19 protein-coding genes are annotated in these 22,808 nt (G+C 74.5%); 9 read left to right on the top strand and 10 right to left on the bottom strand.

Annotated features, from left to right (window positions below; all coding sequences use genetic code 11):
• The 4 genes from GTW43_RS19180 to GTW43_RS19165 all read right to left on the bottom strand — a co-directional run.
• On the bottom strand, positions 1 to 1,049 hold a 1,049-nt coding region (locus GTW43_RS19180), incomplete at its 3' end, for a homocysteine S-methyltransferase family protein (protein WP_202501655.1).
• The gene (locus tag GTW43_RS19175) at positions 1,046 to 2,032 is read right to left on the bottom strand and encodes a carbohydrate kinase family protein (protein ID WP_161303250.1); all 987 of its coding nucleotides are present in this window, start codon (positions 2,030 to 2,032) and stop codon (positions 1,046 to 1,048) included. The genes GTW43_RS19175 and GTW43_RS19180, both read right to left, overlap by 4 nt.
• A 1-nt stretch (position 2,033) precedes the next feature.
• The gene (metK, locus tag GTW43_RS19170) at positions 2,034 to 3,254 is read right to left on the bottom strand and encodes a methionine adenosyltransferase (protein WP_161303249.1); all 1,221 of its coding nucleotides are present in this window, start codon (positions 3,252 to 3,254) and stop codon (positions 2,034 to 2,036) included.
• Between the two features lie 223 nt (positions 3,255 to 3,477).
• Positions 3,478 to 5,274: an MFS transporter gene (locus GTW43_RS19165; RefSeq protein WP_161303248.1), complete on the bottom strand. Its 1,797-nt coding sequence runs from the start codon at positions 5,272 to 5,274 to the stop codon at positions 3,478 to 3,480.
• A 131-nt stretch (positions 5,275 to 5,405) separates the two neighbouring features.
• Here GTW43_RS19165 and GTW43_RS19160 point away from each other — a divergent pair, with 131 nt between their 5' ends.
• Positions 5,406 to 6,104, top strand: coding sequence for an N-acyl homoserine lactonase family protein (locus tag GTW43_RS19160; protein ID WP_161303247.1), 699 nt, complete (start codon positions 5,406 to 5,408; stop codon positions 6,102 to 6,104).
• A gap of 41 nt (positions 6,105 to 6,145) precedes the next feature.
• A complete protein-coding gene (locus GTW43_RS19155; protein WP_161303246.1) occupies positions 6,146 to 6,469 on the top strand; it encodes an antibiotic biosynthesis monooxygenase family protein in 324 nt (107 codons plus the stop codon).
• Positions 6,470 to 6,577: 108 nt separating this feature from the next.
• Here the strand turns inward: GTW43_RS19155 and GTW43_RS19150 are convergent, their stop codons facing one another.
• From GTW43_RS19150 to GTW43_RS19130, 5 genes are all read right to left on the bottom strand, one after another.
• Positions 6,578 to 7,003 carry a cupin domain-containing protein gene (locus GTW43_RS19150; RefSeq protein WP_161303245.1) on the bottom strand — a complete coding sequence of 142 codons (426 nt, stop codon included), beginning with the start codon at positions 7,001 to 7,003 and terminating at the stop codon, positions 6,578 to 6,580.
• 86 nt (positions 7,004 to 7,089) lie between these two features.
• Positions 7,090 to 8,835 (bottom strand): AMP-binding protein, encoded by a 1,746-nt coding sequence (locus GTW43_RS19145; protein WP_161303244.1) that lies wholly within the window; start codon positions 8,833 to 8,835, stop codon positions 7,090 to 7,092.
• Positions 8,832 to 12,134 (bottom strand): FAD/NAD(P)-binding protein, encoded by a 3,303-nt coding sequence (locus GTW43_RS19140; RefSeq protein WP_161303243.1) that lies wholly within the window; start codon positions 12,132 to 12,134, stop codon positions 8,832 to 8,834. Before GTW43_RS19140 ends, GTW43_RS19145 begins: the two co-directional genes overlap by 4 nt.
• Entirely contained in the window at positions 12,131 to 12,586 is a 456-nt protein-coding gene (locus GTW43_RS19135) for a cobalamin-dependent protein (RefSeq protein WP_161303242.1), read from the bottom strand. The genes GTW43_RS19140 and GTW43_RS19135 overlap by 4 nt, the downstream gene beginning before the upstream one ends.
• Before the next feature lie 69 nt (positions 12,587 to 12,655).
• Positions 12,656 to 13,612 (bottom strand): hypothetical protein, encoded by a 957-nt coding sequence (locus GTW43_RS19130; protein ID WP_161303241.1) that lies wholly within the window; start codon positions 13,610 to 13,612, stop codon positions 12,656 to 12,658.
• A gap of 199 nt (positions 13,613 to 13,811) precedes the next feature.
• On the opposite strand from GTW43_RS19130, the gene GTW43_RS19125 reads away from it, so the two are divergent.
• The 3 genes from GTW43_RS19125 (at position 13,812) to GTW43_RS19115 (ending at position 17,475) form a co-directional block, all read left to right on the top strand.
• Positions 13,812 to 14,627, top strand: coding sequence for an SDR family NAD(P)-dependent oxidoreductase (locus GTW43_RS19125; RefSeq protein WP_161303240.1), 816 nt, complete (start codon positions 13,812 to 13,814; stop codon positions 14,625 to 14,627).
• 134 nt (positions 14,628 to 14,761) lie between these two features.
• Positions 14,762 to 16,210, top strand: a complete 1,449-nt coding sequence (locus tag GTW43_RS19120; RefSeq protein ID WP_161303239.1) for a multicopper oxidase domain-containing protein — start codon at positions 14,762 to 14,764, stop codon at positions 16,208 to 16,210.
• Between the two features lie 41 nt (positions 16,211 to 16,251).
• Positions 16,252 to 17,475, top strand: a complete 1,224-nt coding sequence (locus tag GTW43_RS19115; RefSeq protein ID WP_161303238.1) for a cytochrome P450 — start codon at positions 16,252 to 16,254, stop codon at positions 17,473 to 17,475.
• On the opposite strand, the gene GTW43_RS19110 is transcribed toward GTW43_RS19115, so the two are convergent.
• A complete protein-coding gene (locus GTW43_RS19110; protein WP_161303237.1) occupies positions 17,450 to 17,929 on the bottom strand; it encodes a MarR family transcriptional regulator in 480 nt (159 codons plus the stop codon). The two genes, GTW43_RS19115 and GTW43_RS19110, sit on opposite strands and share 26 nt — an antisense overlap.
• A 96-nt stretch (positions 17,930 to 18,025) precedes the next feature.
• On the opposite strand from GTW43_RS19110, the gene GTW43_RS19105 reads away from it, so the two are divergent.
• The 4 genes from GTW43_RS19105 (at position 18,026) to GTW43_RS19090 (ending at position 22,715) form a co-directional block, all read left to right on the top strand.
• Positions 18,026 to 18,514, top strand: a complete 489-nt coding sequence (locus GTW43_RS19105; RefSeq protein ID WP_161303236.1) for a hypothetical protein — start codon at positions 18,026 to 18,028, stop codon at positions 18,512 to 18,514.
• 219 nt (positions 18,515 to 18,733) lie between these two features.
• Positions 18,734 to 20,074, top strand: a complete 1,341-nt coding sequence (locus GTW43_RS19100) for a PD40 domain-containing protein (RefSeq protein ID WP_161303235.1) — start codon at positions 18,734 to 18,736, stop codon at positions 20,072 to 20,074.
• A 41-nt stretch (positions 20,075 to 20,115) separates the two neighbouring features.
• Positions 20,116 to 20,955: a hypothetical protein gene (locus tag GTW43_RS19095; RefSeq protein WP_161303234.1), complete on the top strand. Its 840-nt coding sequence runs from the start codon at positions 20,116 to 20,118 to the stop codon at positions 20,953 to 20,955.
• Positions 20,955 to 22,715 (top strand): hypothetical protein, encoded by a 1,761-nt coding sequence (locus GTW43_RS19090; protein ID WP_161303233.1) that lies wholly within the window; start codon positions 20,955 to 20,957, stop codon positions 22,713 to 22,715. The genes GTW43_RS19095 and GTW43_RS19090 overlap by 1 nt, the downstream gene beginning before the upstream one ends.
• Positions 22,716 to 22,808: the final 93 nt, after the last annotated feature.

Raw genomic sequence — 22,808 nt, 5'->3', positions numbered from 1 at the left:
GCGTTCGTCCGCTCACCGATCGCCATGTACGCCGTGTCCTGCCGGAACGGCACCGACTGATAGAGCGAGGCGGCCCCCGGCTCCGGACGCGGCTCGCGACGCGCCGGCTCCATGCCCCGCACCCGCTCCACGACCTGGCGCAGATGCTCCGGCGTGGTGCCGCAGCAGCCGCCGACCAGCGACAGACCGAACTCGCGGACGAAGCTCTCCTGCGCGTCCGCCAGTTCGGCCGGGGTCAGCGGGTAGTGGGCGCCGTCCTTCGTGAGGACGGGCAGGCCCGCGTTCGGCATCGCCGAGACCGGGACGCGGGAGTGCCGGGACAGATGACGCAGATGCTCGCTCATCTCGGCCGGGCCCGTCGCGCAGTTCAGCCCGATCATGTCGATGCCCAGCGGCTCCAGCGAGGTCAGCGCGGCGCCGATCTCCGAGCCGAGCAGCATGGTGCCCGTCGTCTCGACCGTCACCGACACGAGCAGCGGCACGTCCGCACCGGCCGCCGTCAGCGCGCGCCGCGCACCGAGGACGGCCGCGCGGGTCTGGAGCAGGTCCTGGGTCGTCTCCACGAGCAGGGCGTCGGCCCCGCCGGCGAGCAGGCCCTCGGCGTTCTGCTGGTAGCCGTCGCGCAGCGCCCCGTACGTCACATGCCCGAGCGTGGGCAGTTTGGTGCCCGGGCCCATGGAGCCGAGCACCCAGCGCTGGCGGCCGTCCCCGGCGTCGTGCGCGTCGGCGACCTCGCGCGCGATCCGGGCGCCCGCCTCGGACAGTTCGTGGATCCGGCCGGGGATGTCGTACTCGCCCAGCGCCGCGAGGTTGGCGCCGAAGGTGTTCGTCTCGACGCAGTCCACGCCCGCCCCGAAGTACGCCTCGTGGACCGAGCGCACGATGTCGGGGCGGGTCACGTTCAGGACCTCGTTGCAGCCCTCGAGGTCCTGGAAGTCCGCGAGGCTCGGATCCTGGGCCTGGATCATGGTGCCCATGGCCCCGTCCGCCACCACGACACGGGACGCGAAGGCCTCGCGCAGCGCCGCCGCACGGCTGCGGGCGCTCATGCGGGGACCCCCAGCCGGGGGATGAGCCGATGGATCTCGCCGGCCCCGTAGGCCGTGGCCAGCCGGTCGAGCAGGTCGTCGGTGTCCAGGGCGTAGGTCTGGGTGCCGCTGTGCTCCAGGACGACCGAGGCGACGGCGCTGCCGAGCCGGGCCCCCTCGCCCAGGTCGAGGCCCCAGGCCAGCGCCGTCAGGAACCCGGCCCGGTAGGCGTCACCGGCCCCGGTCGGGTCGACGACCGGCCGGCGCGGCGGCACGGCGGCGACCCGCGTCGTCGGATGCCCCGCCCGGGCGATCCGGGACCCCCCGGCGCCCTGCGTGGTGATCCAGCAGCCGACCCGGTCGAGCACCTGCTGCTCGCTCCAGCCGGTGCGCTCCTGGACGAGCAGCGCCTCGTACTCGTTGGTGAACAGATGGCACGGGTTGTCGAGCAGCGCGCGGGCCTGCTCCCGGTCCAGCCGGGCCAGTTGCTGCGAGGGGTCGGCGACGAACGGGACGCCGAGCTGCGCGCACTCGCGCGCATGGCGGACCATCGCCTCCGGGTCGTCGGGGGAGACGACCACGAGATCGGGCCGCCCGGTGCGCGCGAAGAGCTCGGGCAGGCCGATCTCACGGGCCGTCGCCATGGCACCGGCGTAGAAGAAGCCCAGCTGGTTCTGCTCGGTGTCCGTCGCGCACACGAACCGCGCGGTGTGCAGGGTGTCGCTGATGCGGACGCCCGCGGTGTCGACGCCGTGCTCCTTCAGCCACACCTCCTGGCCGCCGAAGTCCGCGCCCGCCGCACCGACCAGGAGCGGGTCGAGACCCAGGGAGCCGAGCCCGAAGGCGATGTTGGCGGCCACCCCGCCGTAGCGGATCTCCAGGTCGTCGGTGAGCAGCGACAGCGAGATCCGGTCCAGGCGCTCCGTGATGAGCCGGTCGGCGAACCGGTTCGGGAAGGTCATCAGATGGTCCTCGGCGATGGACCCGGTCACCGCGATCCGCATGTCAGCTGCCCTCCGTCGCCGCCGCGCGCAGCGCCGCCACCCGGTCCGTGCGCTCCCACGTGAACTCCGGCAGCTCACGGCCGAAGTGACCGTAGGCGGCGGTCCGCGCGTACACCGGGCGCAGCAGGTCGAGGTCGCGGACGATCGCGGCGGGCCGCAGGTCGAACACCTCGCGCACCGCCTTCGCGATCCGCTCCGCCGGGACCTTCTCGGTGCCGAACGTCTCGATGAACAGCCCCACCGGCGCGGCCTTGCCGATCGCGTACGCGACCTGGACCTCGCAGCGGGCCGCGAGACCGGCCGCGACGACGTTCTTGGCGACCCAGCGCATCGCGTACGCCGCGGACCGGTCGACCTTGGACGGGTCCTTGCCGGAGAACGCGCCGCCGCCGTGCCGGGCCATGCCGCCGTACGTGTCGATGATGATCTTGCGGCCGGTCAGACCGGCGTCGCCCATCGGACCGCCGATCTCGAAGCGCCCCGTCGGGTTCACCAGCAGCCGGTGGCCCTCCGTCTCCAGCTTCACGCCGTCGTCGGCGAGCTGCCGCAGGACGTGCCCCACCACGTGCTCCGCGACGTCCGGCACCAGCAGCTCGTCGAGGTCGATGCCGGGCGCGTGCTGCGTGGAGACGACCACCGTGTCCAGGCGCACCGCACGGTCGCCGTCGTACTCGACGGTGACCTGCGTCTTGCCGTCCGGGCGCAGGTACGGCAGCGTCCCGTCCTTGCGCACCTCGGTGAGACGGCGGGCCAGCCGGTGCGCCAGGAAGATCGGCAGCGGCATCAGGGTCGGCGTCTCGTCCGACGCGTAGCCGAACATCAGGCCCTGGTCACCGGCGCCCTGCCGGTCCAGCTCGTCCGCCTCGCCGCTGCCCGGGACCCGCGACTCGTACGCGGTGTCCACACCCTGGGCGATGTCCGGGGACTGCGCGCCGATCGACACCGACACCCCGCACGAGGCGCCGTCGAAGCCCTTGGCCGAGGAGTCGTAGCCGATCTCCAGGACCGCCGAGCGCACCAGCGTCGGAATGTCCACGTACGCGCTGGTGGTGACCTCGCCGGCGACATGGACCTGGCCGGTGGTGATCAGCGTCTCCACCGCCACACGCGCGCGGGGGTCCTCGCTCAGGATGGCGTCGAGGACCGTGTCGCTGATCCGGTCCGCGATCTTGTCGGGGTGACCCTCGGTGACGGACTCCGAGGTGAACAGGTGCACAGACACGGACCCTCCAGAAGAAAGACAGCCGGACTCGCTGGTCGGCACAGCATGGGGTCCCCTTCTGCAGAGCAGCTCGAAGGCCTCTACAGCTCCGCATGCGCCCACCGGCGGCGCGGCGCGGGCACGCGGAACGGGCCGGTGCGCGTGCGACGCACACCAGCCCGTTCCGTACCGCTCGTTCCCGCTCGTCTCCTCGTGCGGTGCACTCGGCGACGCCGTCGGCGCGTCAGGCGGGTCCGGCCGCCTCCGCCGCCTTCGTCGCCGGCGCGGACGCGTCGCCGGACGCGCCGTCAGCGCCGTCCGCGCCGTCCGCTCCGTCTGCGCCGTCTTCCTCCCACTCGGGCTTGCGGGCCCGCTTGGGCAGCATGAACGTGAGCACGAAGCCGAGGACGATGATGCCGACCTCGTACCACAGCACCCGGCCCGTGGCCTTGCCGTAGCCCTCCTCGCGCGCCGTCACGGAAGCGTCCGCGACGGCCGCCGCGACCTGCTTCTCCTTGCCCTCGGGGACCGCCCCCGCGGGCACGATCGTGCGGCACACCGCGGGCGGCGCCGACGCGTCCTCGTGCTCGCCGCTCTCCTTCGCGCAGGCCCGGAAGTTGTCCGCGATCCGTTCCTGCGCGGGCGCCGCGACGCCGACCGCCGCGAGCTCCTTGCGCAGCTCCGGCAGCGCCTCGTTCGCGCCCGGAACTGCCTGCGAGGTCAGCAGGTTGAAGAACAGCACGCCGATCACGGCCACACCGGCCGCCGCACCGAGCTGGTCGGCCGTGCTCAGGACACCCGAACCGGACCCCGCGTGCTCCACCGGGACACCGCCGAGGACGATGTCCACGACCGGCGAGATGACGAAGCCCAGACCGAGGCCGAGCACACCGAGCGCGGGCGCCAGGTCCCAACCGCTGATCCCGGCCCCGAAGTGGCCGATCGTCCAGATCAGGGCGACCATGCCGACGCCCATGACGACCATGCCGATACTGAGGATCTTGCGGCCCGTCTTGATCGCGATGACCGCCGAGAACGACGACGTGATCATCGCGCCGAACGAGAACGGCACCGTGGTCAGACCCGCGGCCAGCGGCGAGAACCCGAGGCCCACCTGCAAGTACAGCGTGAACGGGAAGAACAGCCCCGAGATGATCGCGAAGAAGCTCAGCATCACCAGCAGGCCCGCCACGAACGACCGTTCACGGAACAGGCTGGGCTCGATCAGGGCCGACCCGTCGCGGGCCGCCTTGCGGCCCTCGTACACGCCGAACACCACGAACAGCGGCACCGAGCAGCCCATCGCGACGAACGTCCAGGCCGGCCACCCGGCCGACTGCCCCTGCACCAGCGGGTACAGCAGCGCCAGCAGGGCCACCGTCACCAGGGCGACACCGACCAGGTCGAGCCGCTTGATCTGCGGCGCGCGCGACTCGCGCACGTACGCCCGCACACCGAGAAGCGCGAGGAGCCCCACCGGCACGTTCACCAGGAAGATCGGCCGCCAGCCCCAGCCGAACAGGTCGGCGTCGACCAGGACACCGCCGAGCACCGGACCCAGCATGGCCGCGACCCCGGACAGGGCGCCGAACATGCCGAACACCGCCGCACGTTCCTTGGGCGGGAAACTCACCTGGAACACCGACAGGCCCTGCGTCATCACGATCGCCCCGCCGAAGCCCTGCAACACACGGGACGCGATCAGCATCTCCGTGCTCTGCGCGACACCGCACAGCAGCGACGCCGCCACGAACACCACGATGCCGAGGGAGATCATCCGCTTGCGGCCGACCATGTCACCGATGCGCCCGACCGTGATCAGGCTCAGGGCGAACGTCAGGGTGTAGGCCGCCGCCACCCACTGCAGGGCCGAGGTGCTCGCCCCCAGATCGGTCTGCATCACCGGCAGCGCCACGTTCACGATCGTCGTGTCGATCAGATCGAGGGCGATGGCGACGAGGATCACGGTGGCGGCGCGCCACCGCTGCGGGTCCGGCCCCGGCTCTCCTTCCGGGAACGTCTCGTCTTCTGCGTGCGTCACGGGTCTCTCCTGTCGTCCGACGGCGCGCTTGCGCCGAGTGTGATCTCCTCCGGTCGAGCCACGCTCGAGCGCCCGCGCCGACGCTGTCCGCGGCACCGGAACCCGCCGTGCCGGAAGGGGAAGACGCAGACATGAGGCTGTACTTGCTGAGGCTGGGCACCGTCCCGGGGCTCCAGGCACCCGTGCCCGGCTATCTGATCCGCACCGACGACGGACGCACCGTCCTCGTCGACACCGGGGCCGTCCCGGGCACCCCCGGCGCCGGCGCCGGGATCCAGGTCGACGAGGGCCAGGACGTCGTGTCCACCCTGGACCGGCTCGGCGTGCGCCCCGCCGACGTCGACATCGTGGTCTGCTCCCACCTCGACCCCGACCACACCGGCGGCCACGCGGCCTTCCCCGAGGCCGAGTTCGTCATCCAGCGCAGCCACCTCGAACTCGCCCGCTCCGGCGGCGTGCCGCGCCTGGAGGCCTCCCGCCCGCTGTGGGACCTGCCCGGACTCAAGTACACGACCGTCGACGGCGACACCGAACTCCTCCCCGGCGTCGAGCTCATCGCCTCGGGCGGGCACGTCCCCGGCCACCAGTCCGTCCTGGTCCGGCTGCCCGGGACCGGACCCGTGCTGCTCGCCGTGGACGCCATCCCGATGAGCGCCGCCCTCGACCCCGACGCGCGGCCCGTCTTCCCCTTCGACCTGGACGAGGCCGAACTGCGCGCCAGCACCCGCAAGCTCGTCGAGCTGGCCCGGCGCGAGAACGCCCTCATCGTCCACGGCCACGACGCCGAGCAGTGGCGCTCGCTGCGCGTGGCCCCCGAGTTCTACGCATGACGACGCATGACGACCCGGCACCGGACGAGAGGCGACGACCGATGAGCACCACCACCCAGCGCGTCCGCGTCGTCGTGTACCTGCGCGCCGACGACGACGGCCCCGACGCGCTCGAGCGGGCCTACCGCGAGATCAGCTGGGTGCGGCCCGGCGCCGTCCCCGGGCTCCTGTGCAGCGAGCTGCTCCGTGACGTCGACCGGCCCGCCGAGTTCGCCCTGCACAGCGAGTGGGAGAGCCTCGAGGCGTACCGCACCTGGCAGTTCGGCCCCGACCACAAGGACAACCCGTCGGCCCTGCGGCCCTTCCAGGACCGCTCGCGCGGCCGCCACTACGCCGTCTACGGCGTCTCGTCGCAGGACGCCTGACAGCGGAAGTTGCACGACAGGAGGGGTGCGGCCGGAACCGGATCCGGCCGCACCCCTCCTGTCGTACCTCCCGCACCGCCGTGCGGCCGGTGCGCGGTCGGTGCGCGGTCAGTCGACCGGCTCGGCCGGCTCCACCGGGGCCTCCCAGACCACCAGCATCAGCGCGCCCTGCTCGGTGCGCGGGGCGTGCACGCTGCCCGGCGCCATGACAAGGAGCGAGTTCTTCGGATGCCGGCCGTCCTCGGTGATCAGCTCTCCGTCGAGGACGAGGATGATCTCGTAACCGGTGTGCCGGTGCGGGTCCGCGGTGGCACCCGGGTGGTACCGCACCAACGAGGCCGCAGGGCCGCCCGGACCGGTCTGCTCCGTGGAGTACAGCGGGAACACCTCGACCCCGACCCGGCCGTCCGCGGTCGTCGGCGTGAACCGCAGCCGCCGCAGCAGATCCTCGGGCCGGTCGAGCCCCTCGACCGTCAACGGCGCCCGGACCGTGGACTGTTCCGTCACTTCTGAGACGTCCGCGACGTCCGACATGGCTGAATCCTCTCCGGTGCTGGTCACTTCGTACTGGTCACTTCGTGCTGGTCGCTGCGTGCCGTCACTTCGTGCGGGCCCGCGGCTCATCGCGTCGCCCCCGCGCCCTCGCGCCGCCCGAACACCCCCGCCCCGTCCGCCGGTTGCTCGCGCAGCAGACTCCGCCGGACCTTGCCCGACGTCGTGCGGGGCAGATCCGCGGCGAAGCGCAGCAGCTCCGGGCGGCCCACCTCCGACAGCGCACGGCCCGCGTGCCTGAGCAGCTCGGCGGCCAGCGCCGCGTCCGGGGTGCGCCCCGGCGCGGGCACGACCACCGCCAGCGGCACCAGGCCCGCCACCGCGTCCGGCACCGGGACGACCGCGACGTCCGCGACCGCCGGATGCCCGCGCAGGACCGCCTCGGCCTCGTAGGGGGAGACCCGGTGACCGGCGGACTTGAAGACGTCGTCGCGGCGCCCGAGCACCCGGATCCAGCCGTCCGAGTCGCGCACGCCCAGGTCCCCGGTCGGGTACCAGCCCCGGCCCAGGGCCCGCTCGGTGCGCTCCGGGTCGTCCGGATACCCGGCCATGACGCCGACCGGCCGCTCCGGGCCGTCCAGGTCGACGCACAGCTCGCCGGGGCCGTCGGTGAGCGCACCGCTGTCGGGGTCGCGCACCGTGACGCGGTACCCGGGCAGCGGCAGCCCGAGCAGTCCCGCGCGGGGCGTGACGCCCGGCGTGGTGCCGATCAGCGCGGTCGTCTCGGTCTGGCCGTAGCCGTCGCGCACGTCGACGCCCCACGCGGCCCGCACCGCGGCGACGACCGGCCCGGGCAGCGGCTCGCCCGCGCTCGTCGCCTCCCGCAACGCGGGCGCGGCCGAGCCGAGATGGGGCACCAGCGCCTGCCAGGTGCTCGGCGGGGCGCAGAAACTGGTGGCGCCCAGGCGCTCGAGCAGCCCCGCCAGCCGGTCCGGCGCGAGGCGGCCCGACGGCAGGGCCACGATCGTCGCCTCCGCGTTCCACGGGACGAACAGGCTGCTCCAGGAGTGCTTGGCCCAGCCCGGCGACGACATGTTGACGTGCCGGTCGCCGGGCACGAGACCGTTCCAGTACAGGCTCGACAGATGGCCGGCCGGATAGCTGAGATGTGTGTGCGCGACCAGCTTGGGCGCCGACGTCGTGCCCGAGGTGAAGTAGCAGTACGCCACGTCGTCCGCCGGCGTCGGCCCGTCCGGCACGAAACGGGCGGTGACGGCCGCGCTGTCGCGGTAGTCCGTCCAGCCCGCGGGCACCGGGCCGGCCCCCTCGGGCACCACGATCCGGGCCCCCGGCACCGGGACGCCCGCGAACGCGGCGGTGGCGCCGCCCCGGCACACCACGTGCACGAGCCGCCCGCGCCGCACCCGGTCCGCCGCCTGGTCCGGCGTCAGATCCGGGTGCGACGGCACGACGACGGCGCCCAGCTTCAGCGCCGCCAGGAGCACCTCCCACAGCTCGGCACGCGTGTCCAGGACGACCATCAGCCGGTCCCCGCGGGCCACGCCCCGGGCGGCCAGCCACACGGCGACCGCGTCCGAACGCCGGGACAGCTCGCGGTACGACAGCACCCGCGTCCCGCCGTCCCGGTCGGCGAGCTCCAGCGCCGGGGCGTCGTTGCCCTCGGCGACCACGTCGAACCACTCGAGCGCCCAGTTGAACCGGCGCGGGCGCGGCCAGCGGAACCGGGCGGCGGCCACCGCCGGGTCCCGCCGGTGCCGCAGCAGCAGGTCGCGCGCCGCCCGGAACTCCCGGTGCGCGTCGGTCCACCGGGCCGCGCGCCAGGCCTGGTCCGGTGTCCGGGTGTGTGCGGTCATCGGGCGGATCCCTTCTCGTCGGCCGCGGCCAGCAGGCCCTGGAGGCGGGCGCCGAACAGCACCCCGCCCCGGACGGGCGCGGCACCGGCCGGCCGCCCGGTCAGCAGGTGCGCGGCGATCGCGTCGGCGTCGGCCGTGAACCCGCCCCGCACCCCCGGCCGCCCGCTGCCCACCTGCGTGAACCAGCGGGCGAACTCGGAGGGGATACCGAGGACGTACAGGCCGCGCTCCGGGCGCCCGTCCGCCCGCACCGGATGGAACGGGGCGCCGGTCACCGCCACCCCGCCGGTGCGGAACTCGGTCCCGTCCTCGCCCCGGTTCACGTACGGCGTGAGCAGCCCCTGGTCGCGCAGCGCCGCCGACAGATCGCCCTCGGCCGCCCGCAGATCGGGCTCCGGGATCCGGGCGTCGATCAGCGTGTCCAGCACGGTGCGGCTGCCCGCCACCCGCGGCGACTCCACCACGAACCGCCCGCCACCCTCCTGCGGGCCGAACCGGGCACCGGGCCCCACGATCCGCAGCACGCCCGCGTCGAGCAGCGCGAGCAGCTGCCGCACCCGCTCCCGCGGCGGCCCGGTCGTCAGCCGCGACACCATCGGCACGAAGTCGCCCAGGAAGTCCTCCTGGTGCGAGCGCGGCGTCAGCCCCGAGTGGTCGACCGCCTGGCGCAGCACCCCGCGCACGTCCCGGACCGTGTCAAGGCACGCCTTCACCGCCCCCTCGACATTGCCCTCGGCGGCCAGCCGCAGATCCTCCCGCAGCAGGCCCGCCAGCTCGTCCTGGTACGCGCCCGGACCCGGGAAACGCCGGTCGCCGAACGGGTCGGCCCAGGCCCGCAGATCCACCGGCGCCACACCGGCCAGACCGCAGCGGACCGCGGCGTCGTGCACCGCCTCCTGCGGCACCGCACCCGGCGCATCCGCCGCCTCGGCCGCCGTGTGACGGAACCGCTCGGCGATGTCCGGCCCGTAGGCGCGGTGCAGCAGCGTCGCGCAGCGCACCAGCTCCACCTCGGCGAGCAGCCACGGCTCGACGTCGGCACGGAAGTCGAGGCGGCGCGCCGCCCGCAGGGCCCGCACCCGCTCGGCCGTGAACAGCAGCGGACGGTACACGTGGTCGGGCGCCTTCTGATTGCGCCCCCGCGCCCGCAGCGGCACCCCGCTGCGCGCACCCGCGACCAACAGCGGCTCCCGGCCGCTGCGTTCGTAGCGCAGGGCCCCGTCCGAGCCCGGCACGAACCGGCCGCCGCGGCCCGTCGTCAGGGCGGCGACCACGTCGTAGAACGACAGCCCGAGCCCGATGATCCCCACCGTGCTGCCCGGCTCCAGATCCCCGAGCGGCATGTCGATCGCCGAGTCGCCCCGCACGTAGCGGGGACCCCCGTCCCGGTCCGCCACCGCGGCCAGCCGCTGCTGGTCCGCACCCAGCCGCGGCAGCGGATGCCCGGTGGACAGCACCACCCGGTCGGCACGGATCCGGTCGCCGTCGTCGAGCCCGAGGAGGTACCCGCCGTCCGGCTCCGGCACGAGCGAGCGCACCGACCGGCGCAGCCGCACCAGACGCGCCCCGCTGTCCGACAGAGTCCGCTCGACCCGGTCCAGGGCGTACGCCAGATACTGCCCGTACACGGCGCGGGGCGCGCACACGTCGGGCGCCGCCGCCTGCGGATCCGCCGTCCGCCACCACTCGAACAGGGACGGTCCCGCCCCGGCGCGGGCCGGGCCGTCGTCCGGCTGCCCCGAGAAGATCGTCACCTCACCGGCGACCGTGTTCATCAGCGACCAGCGCGGCTGCCCGGTGCGCCACACCCGGCCGGGACCCACCTCGTGGCTGTCGATCGCGTACACCTCGACGGGCCGCGCCCCGGACCCCGGCTCCTGCGCGAGCCGCGCCGCGAGCCGTTCGAGGACCGACGTGCCGCGCGGCCCCGTCCCCACCACCGCGATCCGGTACGGGCGTTCGGGCTCCGGCGGCGGCACCGGCGCCTGCGGCCGCGCCCACCCGGGATCGGACCCGGCGTCCAGCGCCAGCAGATCGTGCCGGTCGGCCGTGTACCGCAGCATCTGCACGAGACGGCCCGCACCGACCGCCGCCGGCGCGGTGCCGGTCCGCACCGGCAGCGGCAGCCGGCCCGTGCGCGTCCAGCGCAGCCGCCCGTCCCCGTCCACCGCGGCCTGCGCGAGACCCCGGTTGTCCTCGTGCAGACAGAACGGCACATCGAGCAGGCCCGCCGCGAACGCCCGGGTCAGCGCCGTGCCTACGTCCTCGTGCAGCTCCAGGGTCGCCTCGACCAGCGCCCGCGCCTCCGCGAGCACCTCACCCGGGCCGACCTCGGCCGCCCACGGGACACCCGAGTCCGTGGCGGCCCGCGCCGCGGCCCGGGCCGCCGAACGCAACGACGCCACGTTCTCCTTGACGGTCGGCAGCCGCACCGACTCGACCGGCGTCTTCACGATCAGCCGCTCCGCGCCGCCGCGCACCGCCAGCTCCGCGCTGCGGTCCATCAACAGCTGCGCCCCGCCCGGACTGTCCGGGAACACGCCCATGTACGTGTACAGCACGAGGTGCCGGTCGACCTCAGGCGGCAGCCACTCGTCCGCGAGCAGCCGCAGCGCGGCCAGCGCCTCCACGTCCTGGCGGGCGTCCGTCTGCTGCGCGTAGCTCAGCGAGACGCTGGTGACGCCCTGCCGCACGAAGAACAGGGCCTCGAGCAGACTCGTCGCCACCAGCAGCGACGGCGGGCACAGCTGACCGAGCAGGCACCCGCCGAACGTCTCCAGATGGGCCCGCAGCCCGCGCGCCGCCGTCAGCTCCGCGAACTCGGCGGTCGCCGCACGCCAGTTGGCGACGGACTCGGCCAGCGGCGTCCGGCCGTAGGGCAGGCAGTACGACACCGGCCCGCCCTCGCTCGCCGACAGGCCCGCCGCCGCCATCGTGCGGAAGATGTCCCCCGGCAGCGCCGAACCGTGCCGGATCTGCACCGGGCGGTCCCCGGCCGCCGCCGCCACCCGGGCCGTGACCTGCGGGCCGTGCGCCACCAGCGGGAAGCCGTTGAGCGGCTCGCCCGCCGCGAGCGCCGCCCGCGCGTGCGCGTGGTCACCGACCCGGGTGTAGCTGTCCAGGGTGATCGTGCCGACGGACGGCGTCGGCAGCGAACACACCGCCTCGAGGCCCGCGGACATCGTCGCCGGCACCGCCATGCCCATCCGCGGCTGGACGACGAGCCGGCCCGCGTCCGCCGCCCGCCGCACCGCGCTCCCCAGATCCGCGGGGCGGGCGTCCGGGCTCCGATCGGTCATACCGCCCTGCCCTCGGGCGCCCGCTGGGGCAGCGCGTCGAGGATGGCGGCCAGCCGGCCCGTGTCGGCGCCGTCCGTGAACACCGCGTCGAATCCCGCCTCGACGAGCGCCCGCGCGACCGGGGCGCCCGCGTCACCGTCGACGCCCAGCTTGCCGCCGATCACGGCGGGGGTGTCGCCGACCTCCGGGTCGGCGCGCAGCGCGCGGATCACCCGGGCCCCGTCGAGCTGCCCGTGCCCGTTGACCGTGCTGATCACGAGCAGGTCGGGCCGTACCCGGCGCACGGAGTCGATGAGCAGCCGGTCCGGCACGCACGGTCCGAGACCGACGACCTCATGGCCGGCCTCCTCGAGCAGCAGCCGGAGGAAGACCAGGTTCCAGGTGTGGGAGTCCGAGGAGACCGTGGACAGCAGGACGCGCCGCCGCCCGTCTCGATGGGCCACCGTCCTCATAAGGGTTCAACTCTCTCTCGTAGGGCTGACCAAGGTGGGACGGCCGGCGAGGACCGGCCGGCATGCGGTTCAGCGCAGGGTGACCAGCTGCCACATGCCTTCGAAGGCCCGCTTGACGAGCGTCTGCCGGTTGCTGATGAACGAGGTGAGGAGATAGCGGCCCGGCGGCAGGGAGTGTGCGAACACGGCGGAGGCGCCCGGCTGCAGCGGCGTCAGACCGGTCGGCACCCCCTCGAAGGGGTAGGTCGGCGGCTGCTCGCCCTTGCGCAGCGCCTCCATGCACGCGGTGACGCTCGCCTCGGTGGCGTCCGCCGTCGTGCGCAGGAACATGACCTCGTTCAGCTGGGACGTCTGGTTCACGACCTGGAACGCGCCGTCCGCCGGCAGGGTGGGGTCGACGAGGAAGGTGCCCCTCTCGCCGTCCTCGTACGGCGAGACGATGTGCGGCGCCACGCGCGGCCGGCCGGTCGGGCGGGTGCCGGTCACCGTCAGCGTGCGCACCCGCTCGGCGTGGTCCGGGGTGGCCGTCGTGTAGTCGAGCACGTGGTACGTGCCCGGCGAGAGCACCCAGGTCGTCTCCAGGGCGCCGCCCGCGTACGTGACGGCCGGGCCGCCGAAGTAGACCGCCTCCGCGTCGATGAGCTCGAGCGCCTTCCTGCGCTCGGCCGGATCGGCCGCGGTGGCCGCCTGCTGATAGTGGGTCAGGAACGTGCCGAGGGCCAGCCCCGGCCGCAGCCTGAGCAGCCCGATCGGGTGCTGCTGCTTCTGGTCCGGCGTCGTCGCCCGCAGCGTCACCACGCCCGCCCGCACCTTCCCGGTGCTGAGCCGCACGCCGTCCGGCGCGGCCACCGCCTGGACCAGCTGCCCTGCGTCGTGCCGGCGCGCCGCCGACCGGCCCGGCTCCTGGGCCGACGCCGTGGTCGCCGTCAGCGCCACCGCGCCGCCCGCGAGTCCGAGCAGCAGTCCACGGCGCTCAAGGCCGCGGCCACCCCGTGCGGTCGGGGCCTCGACTTGGTTCGGGTGCATCTCCGGTTCCTCCTTAGGTCCGAGGACCGGCATGCTCCGTAGACCGGCTCAAGACCGGGTGCAGGCCGTATCGAGGAAGGCGTCCCGGGCGGCGGCCCCAGGGATATTCGAGCGGGCGGCGCCACTGTGCGACGTGCCCCGGGCCGCCGGACGCGGCCGGCGGGCCCGTCCCGTCCGTCCGAGCCCTCACGGAGTCCTCATGCCGCACCGAGTTCCCGCCGCAGACGTCACCTCCGGCCCGTCCCGGCCGCCCGTCGCCGTGGTCACCGGGGCGGGCAGCGGGATCGGCGCCGCGACCGCACGCGGGCTCGCGGCGGCCGGCCACCACGTCGTCCTGACCGGGCGCAGGAAGGACCGGCTCGACACGGTCGCGGGCGAGATCACCGCGGCGGGCGGCACCTGTGCGGTGCACCCGCTGGACGTGACCGACGCCGCGGCCGTGCGCGCCTTCGCCCGGACCCTGGAACGGGTCGACGTGCTCGTGAACAACGCGGGCGGCGCGCTCGGCACCGAGACCGTCGCCACCGCCGACCCGGCCGACTGGGCCGCCATGTTCGAGGTGAACGTGCTCGGCGTGCTGCACGTCACCCAGGCGCTGCTGCCCGCCCTGCGCGCGTCCGGCGACGGCACGGTCGTGGTCCTGTCCTCCACCGCGGGCCACACCGCCTACGAGGGCGGCGGCGGATACGTGGCCGCCAAGCACGGCGCGCACGCGCTCGCCGCGACGCTCCGGCTCGAACTGTGCGGCGAGCCGGTGCGCGTGATCGAGATCGCGCCGGGCCTGGTCCGCACCGAGGAGTTCGCCCTCAACCGGCTGCGCGGGGACGCCGCGGCCGCGGCCGGTGTCTACCGCGGCGTCGACCGGCCGCTCACCGCCGAGGACGTCGCCGACACCGTGTCCTGGGCCGTGACCCGGCCCGCGCACGTCAACCTCGACCTCATCGTGGTCCGGCCGCGCGCCCAGGCCGCCCAGCACAAGATCCACCGCACGCCCGAGCCGCGGGCCACGCCGTGATGTACCGCCGCTCGAGCGCGCGCCGAGCAGAACTTGGCTGAATGACCCCGGTCGCCCCGCGGGCGCCCGCACCGAAGCAAGCCGCATCGAAGCAAGCCACACCGAACAAGCCTCACCGAACAAGGAGAGAGCACGTGCTGACTCGCAGGCAACTGATCAAGGCGGGGGCTGCCACCGGTGTGCTCGCGGCCGGCTCCGGCGCGGGCGCGTACGCCGTCGCGGAGGGGCGGACCCCCGCCGGCTCCGTGGACGACCTGTTCGCCGTGCCCCTGCGACACGCCAAGGTGCTGCGCCCGCTCGGCGGCGGCACCCGGGGCCGCCGGCACGGAGCCGGGTACGACGTGTACCGGCTCAGCCCGCGGGACACCGACGTCAGCCTGGTGCCGGGCACCACGACCCGGATGCGCCTGTTCAACGGCGAGGTCGCCCCGGTGATCCGGGCCACCCGCGGCCGCCCGGTGGTGATCCAGCAGACCAACGGCCTCGAGGTGCCGTTCGCCATGCACCTGCACGGCGGCCACGTCCCCGCGCACGACGACGGCCACCCCGACGACCAGCTGGTCACCGGCGCGGGCCGCGCCTTCTACTACCCGAACGACCAGCGCGCCGCGTCCCTGTGGCTGCACGACCACTCCCTGCACGCGCACGTCGAGAACGTCTACTACGGCGCGGTGGCCGGCTACCTGCTCACCGACGCGTTCGAGGAGCGCCTGCCGCTGCCCAAGGGCCGCTACGACGTGCCGCTGTACCTGCGCGACGCCAAGTTCGACGACGACAGCGCGCTCGTGTACGACATGGACGGCTTCATGAAGCGGCCCACCGTGCTCGTCAACGGCAGCCCGCGCCCGTACTTCGAGGTCGACGCCCGCAAGTACCGGATCCGCCTCACCAACACCAGCAACGAGCGCGCCTTCCAGTTCCAGCTGGGCAAGAGCGACGAGTTCACCCACATCGGCTCGGACGGCGGACTGCTGCCCGCGCCCGTGGCGGTGCGCCAGCTCGAACTGTGGCCCGCCGAACGGCAGGAGATCGTCATCGACTTCTCCCGCTACCCGGTCGGCTCCCAGGTGGTGCTCTCCAACGCGCTCGCCTACCCGGGCGAGGCCCCGGAGGTCATGCGCTTCGACGTGGTGCGCGCCGCCGAGGACCGCTCGCAGGTCCCGGAGCGGCTGCGCGCCGCCCCGGACCTCGGCAAGCCCACCGTGGAGCGCGAGTTCGTGATGTCGTTCGACCCGGCCTCGGGACAGCACCTCATCAACGGCAAGGCGTTCGACCCGCAGCGCGTCGACATGCGGCCCCGCCGCGGCACCACCGAGGTGTGGACGGTCCGCAACACCGACACCAAGTTCGGCATCCCGCACTCCATGCACGTCCACCTCGAGCACTTCGAGGTGCTCGACCGGGACGGGGTGCCGCCGGCGCCGGGGGAGGCCGGTCTCAAGGACACGGTCACCGTGATGCCCGGCCAGAGCGTCCGCTTCAAGATCAAGTTCACCGACTACACCGGCAAGTTCATGTACCACTGCCATCTGCTCAGCCACATGACCATGGGAATGATGGGCCAGATGGACGTCGGGGCCTGACCCGGCCACCGCGCCGCACCGAAGCATTCTGGAGGACCGTCTTGTCCGACGACATCCCAGACTCCGTGCCCGGTGACCAGCCGGGCGGCGACCTGCGATTCCCGTTCGAGCACAGCACCCTGTTCGGCCCGCCGCCCGAGTGGCGCGAGCTGCGCGAGGGCTGTCCCGTGGCCCGGGCCGAACTGCCCACCGGGGACCACGCCTGGCTCGTCACCCGCTACGAGGACGTGCGCGCCGTCCTGAACGACGACCGGCTCAGCCGGGCCGCAGCCACCCGGCCCGGCACGCCCCGGCTGGGCCCCGCCCGCCCGGAGCCCGACTCCGTCATGGCGATGGACCCGCCCGACCACACCCGGCTGCGCAGGCTGCTCGCACCGGCCTTCACCGGCCGCCGCACCGAGGCGCTGCGGCCCCGCATCGCCCGGACCACGGAGCGGCTGCTGGACACCGTGGCGGAGCTCGGCCCGCCCGTCGACCTGGTCGAGCACCTCGCCCGGCCGCTGCCCATCATCACCATCTGCGAGCTGCTCGGGGTGCCGGAGCAGGACCGCGAGTCCTTCAAGGAGTGGACCGACGCGGCCCTCACGCTCGCCCCGCACGCCGCGGGCGCGGTGACCGGCGCCCGCCAGCAACTCGCCGACTACCTGCGTCATCTCATCGCCGAGAAGCAGCAGACCCCCGGCGACGACCTGCTCGGCTCCCTCATCGCGGCCCGTGACGAGGACCGGCTGCGCCCGGCCGAACTCGTGACGGTGGCGGCCACGCTCATCACGGCCGGCTACCACACCGTGGCCAACTCCCTGTCGAACGCGGTGCTCGCGCTGCTGCGCCACCCCGAACAGCTCGAAGCGCTGCGCGGGGCACCGGAGTTCCCCGCGGAGGCGGTCGAGGAGCTGCTGCGCTGGACGCCGGGACCGGTGAGCGGCGGCACGATCCGGATCGCCACCGAGGAGGTGAAGATCGGGTCCACGCTGGTGCGTCCGGGGGAAGCGGTCATCCCCTCCACGGCGTCGGCCAACCGCGACCCGCGGGCCTTCCCCGACCCCGACACGCTGGACCTGTCGCGCGCGGCCAACCGGCACATCGCCTTCGGTCACGGCATCCACCGCTGTCTGGGCGCACCCCTGGCCCGGATCGAGCTCCAGGTGGCGTTCTCGGCGCTGCTGCGGCGCTTCCCCGGGCTGCGGCTCGCGGTGGACGCGTCCGAACTGACGTGGGGGAGCGGGATGATCCGCGGGCTCACCGAGCTGCCTGTCGCGTGGTGAGCGTGAGGTCCCGCAGCAGGTCGTTCAGCCGCTGGACGAAACCGGCGACGACCCGGAGCTGGTCGTCGTCGTAGGAGTCCAGGATCTCGGCCATGGTCCGGCGCACCGGGGCGAAGGCCGCCGCGAGTTCCTCCTCGCGGCGGCCCGTGGACACCACGATGACCCGGCGCCGGTCGAGCGGGTCGCGGGTCCGCTCGACGAAGCCGGCCTTCTCCATGCGGTCCAGGACGGCGGTGGTGGCCGAGGTGCTCATGCCGGTGATCTCCGCGAGCCGGCCCGCGGTCAGCTGCGGCTCGGTGCGGGCCAGGTCGACGCACTTGAGGTCGGTGGGGTTCAGGCCGAAGCGCTCGGCGATCGCCTGGTGCAGGAGCTGGCCGCGTCCGCCGTTGTCGCGCACGGCGTCCTCGATGGCGGCGACCAGTCCGGCGCGCTCCGGGCTGCTGTGGGTTGACACGGGGCACCTCCGGGAGGAAAGTATTTCGATGAATCGAGATTTCCTCGCAATCGAGAATTCCCGAACATGGAATTAGTCTAGCTCCAGGGAGCAGCCATGAACACGTCCGCGGACAACCAGAAGAAGTGGCGCGTCGAGGGTGTCGTCGGTGCCCCCGTCGAGCAGGTCACCGAGGCCCTCCTGGCCGTGCGCCCCGGTCCGGCCGGCGTCGAGGGGAACGCACTGGTGCTCGCCGGTGACCACACCCGCGAGGCAGGCGCCGTGACCCTGGAGGGCGGCCCCGAGAAGTTCACCGGCCGCTTCGGCACCTCGGGCGAGGACTACCTGGAGCTCACCGTCGACCGCGCGGGCGCCACCGTCGGCATCCAGACCTGGTTCGGCGGCACGTACACCGTCGAGCCCGCCGACGGCGCCGGCCGCATCGTGCTCACCGTGCACAACGTCGTGCCCGGCGCCGGCCGCATCGGCCGCAAGGTCGCCGAGATCGGCATCGGCGGCCGCCTCGAGAAGGTCCTCACCTCCGTCCTCGAGGCCGTCTCCGCACAGGTCGGCGCGCCCACGCCCGCCCCCGCCGCCGTCCGGTAGGCCCCCGCGGCACCCCTGACCACAGCCACCCGGCGACTTCCCCCGGCCGGGTGGCTGTCTGCTGCCCGCCCGCGGCCACCGCCGCGCCCCGCTGCCCGAGGCCGCCGAGCCGTTCGCGCCAGGTGGCCGGTTCAAGGTGCATTGGAGCAGCGCACGAGGCCCCGGTGTGACGCTCACCGCGACCGCGCACCACCCGGTGCACGGCACGAGGAGGGCAGCATGAGAAAGCACAGGACCGCCCGTGCGCGGGCCACCCGCGGGGCGCTGCTGGGCGGCGCGCTCGCACTCGTCGCGGCGGCCGCACCCGGTCCCGCCGCCGGGGCGGCCGCAGACGACAGCGAGACGATCCTGGTCAGCGTCGGCCTGAACGGCCGGCCCGCCGACGGCGGCAGCGAGCGCGCCTCCGTCAGCGCCGACGGCAACCTGGTGGTCTTCGCCTCCCACGCCGGCAACCTGGTGCGCGGCGACCACAACGCGTGCACCGGCATCTACCTGCGCGACATCGCCCGCCGCACCACCGTGCGCGTCGACCGCGGCCGGGGCGGCGCCCCCTCCGACGGCTGCACCGGCATCGACCCGATCATCAGCTCCGACGGCCGCTACGCCGTCTACTCCGCCGACGCCACCAACCTGGTCCGCGGCGTCCGCGACGGGCGCTCGCACATCTACCGCACCGACCTGCGCACCGGCGAGACCGTCCTCGTGTCCGGCATCCACGGCACCCCCGGCGACGGCGACAGCATGCGCCCCACCCTCTCCGCGGACGGCCGCCGCGTCGCGTTCGCCACCTCCGCGACCAACCTCGTCCCCGGCGCCCCCGCGGGCTCCTGGCAGACGGTCGTGCACGACCTGCGCACCGGCACGCTCGTGCGCACCAGCGCCGCCGACGACGGCACCCCCGGCAACGCCGCCAGCGACGGCACCCAGATCAGCGCCGACGGCCGCTACGTCACCTTCTTCTCCAACGCCACGAACCTCGTCGCCGACGACACCAACAAGAAGGTCGACGAGTTCCTGCACGACACCCGCACCGGCCGCACCACCCGGCTCAGCGTCAACGCCGAGGGCGTCCAGTCCGACCAGATCACCATCGGCGGCACCGTGAGCGACGACAACCGCTACGTCGTCCTCAACTCCCACGCCACCAACCTGACGTCCGACAGCCCGGACACCACCCAGGACCACGCCTACCTCCAGGACCTGCGGACGGGCGCCCTGCGGCTCATGGACAAGGGCGCCGACGGCGTGCCCGCCCCCGGCGGCACCTTCTGGGCCAGCATCACCGGCGACGGCCGGCACATCCCGATGGCGTCCTCCGGCCCCGCCCTCGTCGGCGGCGACACCAACAAGGTGCGCGACATCTTCGTCGCCGACCTGCCCAGCGGCGACCTGCGCCGCGTGAGCGTGGGCTCCGGCGGCGAGGAGGCCGACGCCGCGAGCTACTTCCCGGACGCCGACCAGCACGCCGCGACCGTCGTCTTCACGTCGTACGCCACCAACCTCGTGGCCCGCGACGACAACGACCAGCCCGACATCTTCCTGCACCGCCAGAAGCCGTGACCCGGCCGCCCGCACCGCACCAGCAGAGAGGGAAGCACACCATGGGGATCACCGTCGGCCGCTCGCGACGCACCGTCCTGGTCACCGCGACCGCGGCCCTGACCCTGAGCGGATTCGCCCTCGGCGTCACGCGCGGCGCCACCGGCTCCACCGCCGCCGGCACCGCCGCACCCGGCACCGTCGTCGTCCAGGAGGACGAGCACAGCAAGGTGCTCACCGCCGACTCCTCCGTACGCGACAAGCAGCAGCTCGTCGACGAGGTGCACCGCCAGCGGCGCGAGGAGCAGACCCGGCCCACCGAACCCACCCCCGACCCCACCGACGGCGGCACGAGCGGCGGCACGACCGGCGGGGACACCGGCGGCGGCGACGGCGGCGGGCACGGCGACCAGAACGGCTTCCCCGTGCGCGACGAATGGCTCGACTCGTCCGCCACCGGCAAGGCCACGCCCGCCGGCGGCGACCGCGGCCGGATCGCCGCCGCCGGCGCGAGCTTCGTCAAGGTCCCGTTCATGGAGTACTACGCCATCTTCACGGCCACCTCCTCGGACGTGTCCTGGCTCGGCGAGCGGCCGTTCGACGCCGACAGCATCCAGCACACCGACACCTGGAACGTCGGCTCCGTCGGAGCCCCCTTCCTGGTGATCGGCGCGCCCAAGGGCGCCGACGTCAAGAGCACCGGCGCGAGCGCCGAGGCCAGCTGGTCCACCACCGTCCGCGACAACTGGTACAGCGAACACGCCCACGACCAGGTCGCGTTCTACCCGCCCGACCAGGAGGACTACTCCAACGTCTTCCGCATCAGCCACTCGGTCACGGGCACCTTCCAGTTCGGCTCGTCGTTCTACACCGTCACGAGCCGCGACCGGGCCTACAGCTGATGCCGCGGCGCCCGACCGCCCGGCCGGGCCGCCGCACGGCGGCCCGGCTGTCCGGCTGGACCGCGGTGTTCGCCCTCGCCGCCGGCTGCGCACCGGCGGACACCGCGAGCACCCCCGCGGACGGCGCCACCCGCGGCGGCGCCGCGGTCCGCGCCGAACGCCCCGCCGACGCCCCCGACCTGCTGCGCGACGCCTGGGTCAGCGACGGCCGCCGCGGCTGGTTCGTGGACCCCGCCGGGACCGGCGACGCGTCCCCCTTCTCCCTCTACGAGACCGCCTGGCGGCTGCGGCTCGCCGCACTCGACGGCGGCGCCGACGACACCGGCCTGCGGCCCGACCGGATGCGCCGCTGGCTCGAACCCGCCGAACGCGGCCGCCTCGACTCCTCCGGACTGCCCCCCGTCGCCCAGGTGGACCTCGCCGTCGACGCGCTCGACAGCGCGGGCGGCGACGCCGACCGGACGACCGTCGCCCGCACCCTGGAGACGCTGCGCAGCGGCGGCGGATACCGCACCGCACCCTCCGCCGACGCCACCGACCCCGGCAGCACCGCGGTCGCCGTCCGCGTCCTGACCCGGCTGAAGCTCCCCGTACCGCAACCGGTACGCGCCGACGCGCTCCGGGCGCTGCGCGCACTCACCCCGCAGAGCGCCGCCGCCGACCCCGGCCGCGCCGTCCCCGTCCTGCAGACCGCCGCCGCACTCGGCGTCGGCGCCACCGACCGCGACCACGCCGCGACGCTCGCCGGATCCACCGCGCGCGCCCTGTCCCGGCTCGGCGCCGAGCCGGTGCGGCTCGCCTGGGAAGGCGCCCTGCGCGAGTCCGCCGACCGCCTCGGCGCCCGGCTGCCCGCCTTCCCGCCCGCCACCTGCGACGGCCGCGTCACCCCCGACGCGGGCATCGCCCTGCCCGGCTCGAAGAGCAGCGACCCGCAGGCCACGTACTGGGCGCTGAAACTCGGCTGCACGGCGGTCCGCGCACCCGCACCCGGCGCCCGGTCCCGGGCCGGCTGGCCGGTCCCGCAGCCCGGACGCCCCGGAGAGGGGGCGCTGGCCACCACCGCCGCCGCCCTCGTCCTCGCCCGCGCACACGGCGGGACCGACGCGTTCGCCGGGCCGCTCACCCGCCAGCTCCGCGAGGTGTGGCTGCCGCTCTCCGACGGCGCGGCCCCCTACGACACCGCCGACCTGGCCGCGCGCGTCAACGTCCGGCTGGTGGCCGGCTCCCTCGGCGGCGACGCCGCCCGCGCCGTCCGGCACGACCTGCCCGCGCCGTCGCTGCGCGGCATCCGCGCAGGCGACGAGGCCCGGCTGCTGCTCACCGCCTTCGACGCGCGGGACACGCACGCCGTGGACACGCTGTGCGCCGCCGGATCCCCGCTGCGCGCGGCCGGTCCGGGCACGACGGGCGGCGGCTCCGTGATCCGCGCCGTCCGGCTCGCGGCTGCCGCCGACCTGTGCGACGACCCGGACCTGCGCCGCGACGCCGTCGCGGCCGCCCGGGACGCCCGGCAGGGCCCCGCGCTCTACCGCAGCGGCAAAAAGGTCTCGCTCGAGGCGTCGGTGATGGGCACCTGGGTCGAACGCCCCCGCACGGACGCGGTCGAGGCGTGGACCCGCGCCGGCCTGTGCCGCGACGGCGTGTGCGCGGAGACCCCGTCCGAACGGGCCCGCACCGGCCAGAGCTCGCTGCGCACCCGCGCCGTCCTGGAAGCGGCCCGCACCGGCGACTACGCGGCCCTCTACCCGGTGTCCTTCTGAACCCTGCCGCGGACACACACGTGAGGCCGGATCCCCTCGGGGATCCGGCCTCACGTGTGTGTCGTGCCTCAGCCCAGGACACCGGCCAGGTGC

It is taken from the genome of Streptomyces sp. SID5785, assembly GCF_009870065.1.
Taxonomy (GTDB): Bacteria; Actinomycetota; Actinomycetes; order Streptomycetales; family Streptomycetaceae; genus Streptomyces.
Note: the sequence above shows the minus strand (reverse complement) of the source record. Positions and strands in the feature narration are given on the sequence as shown.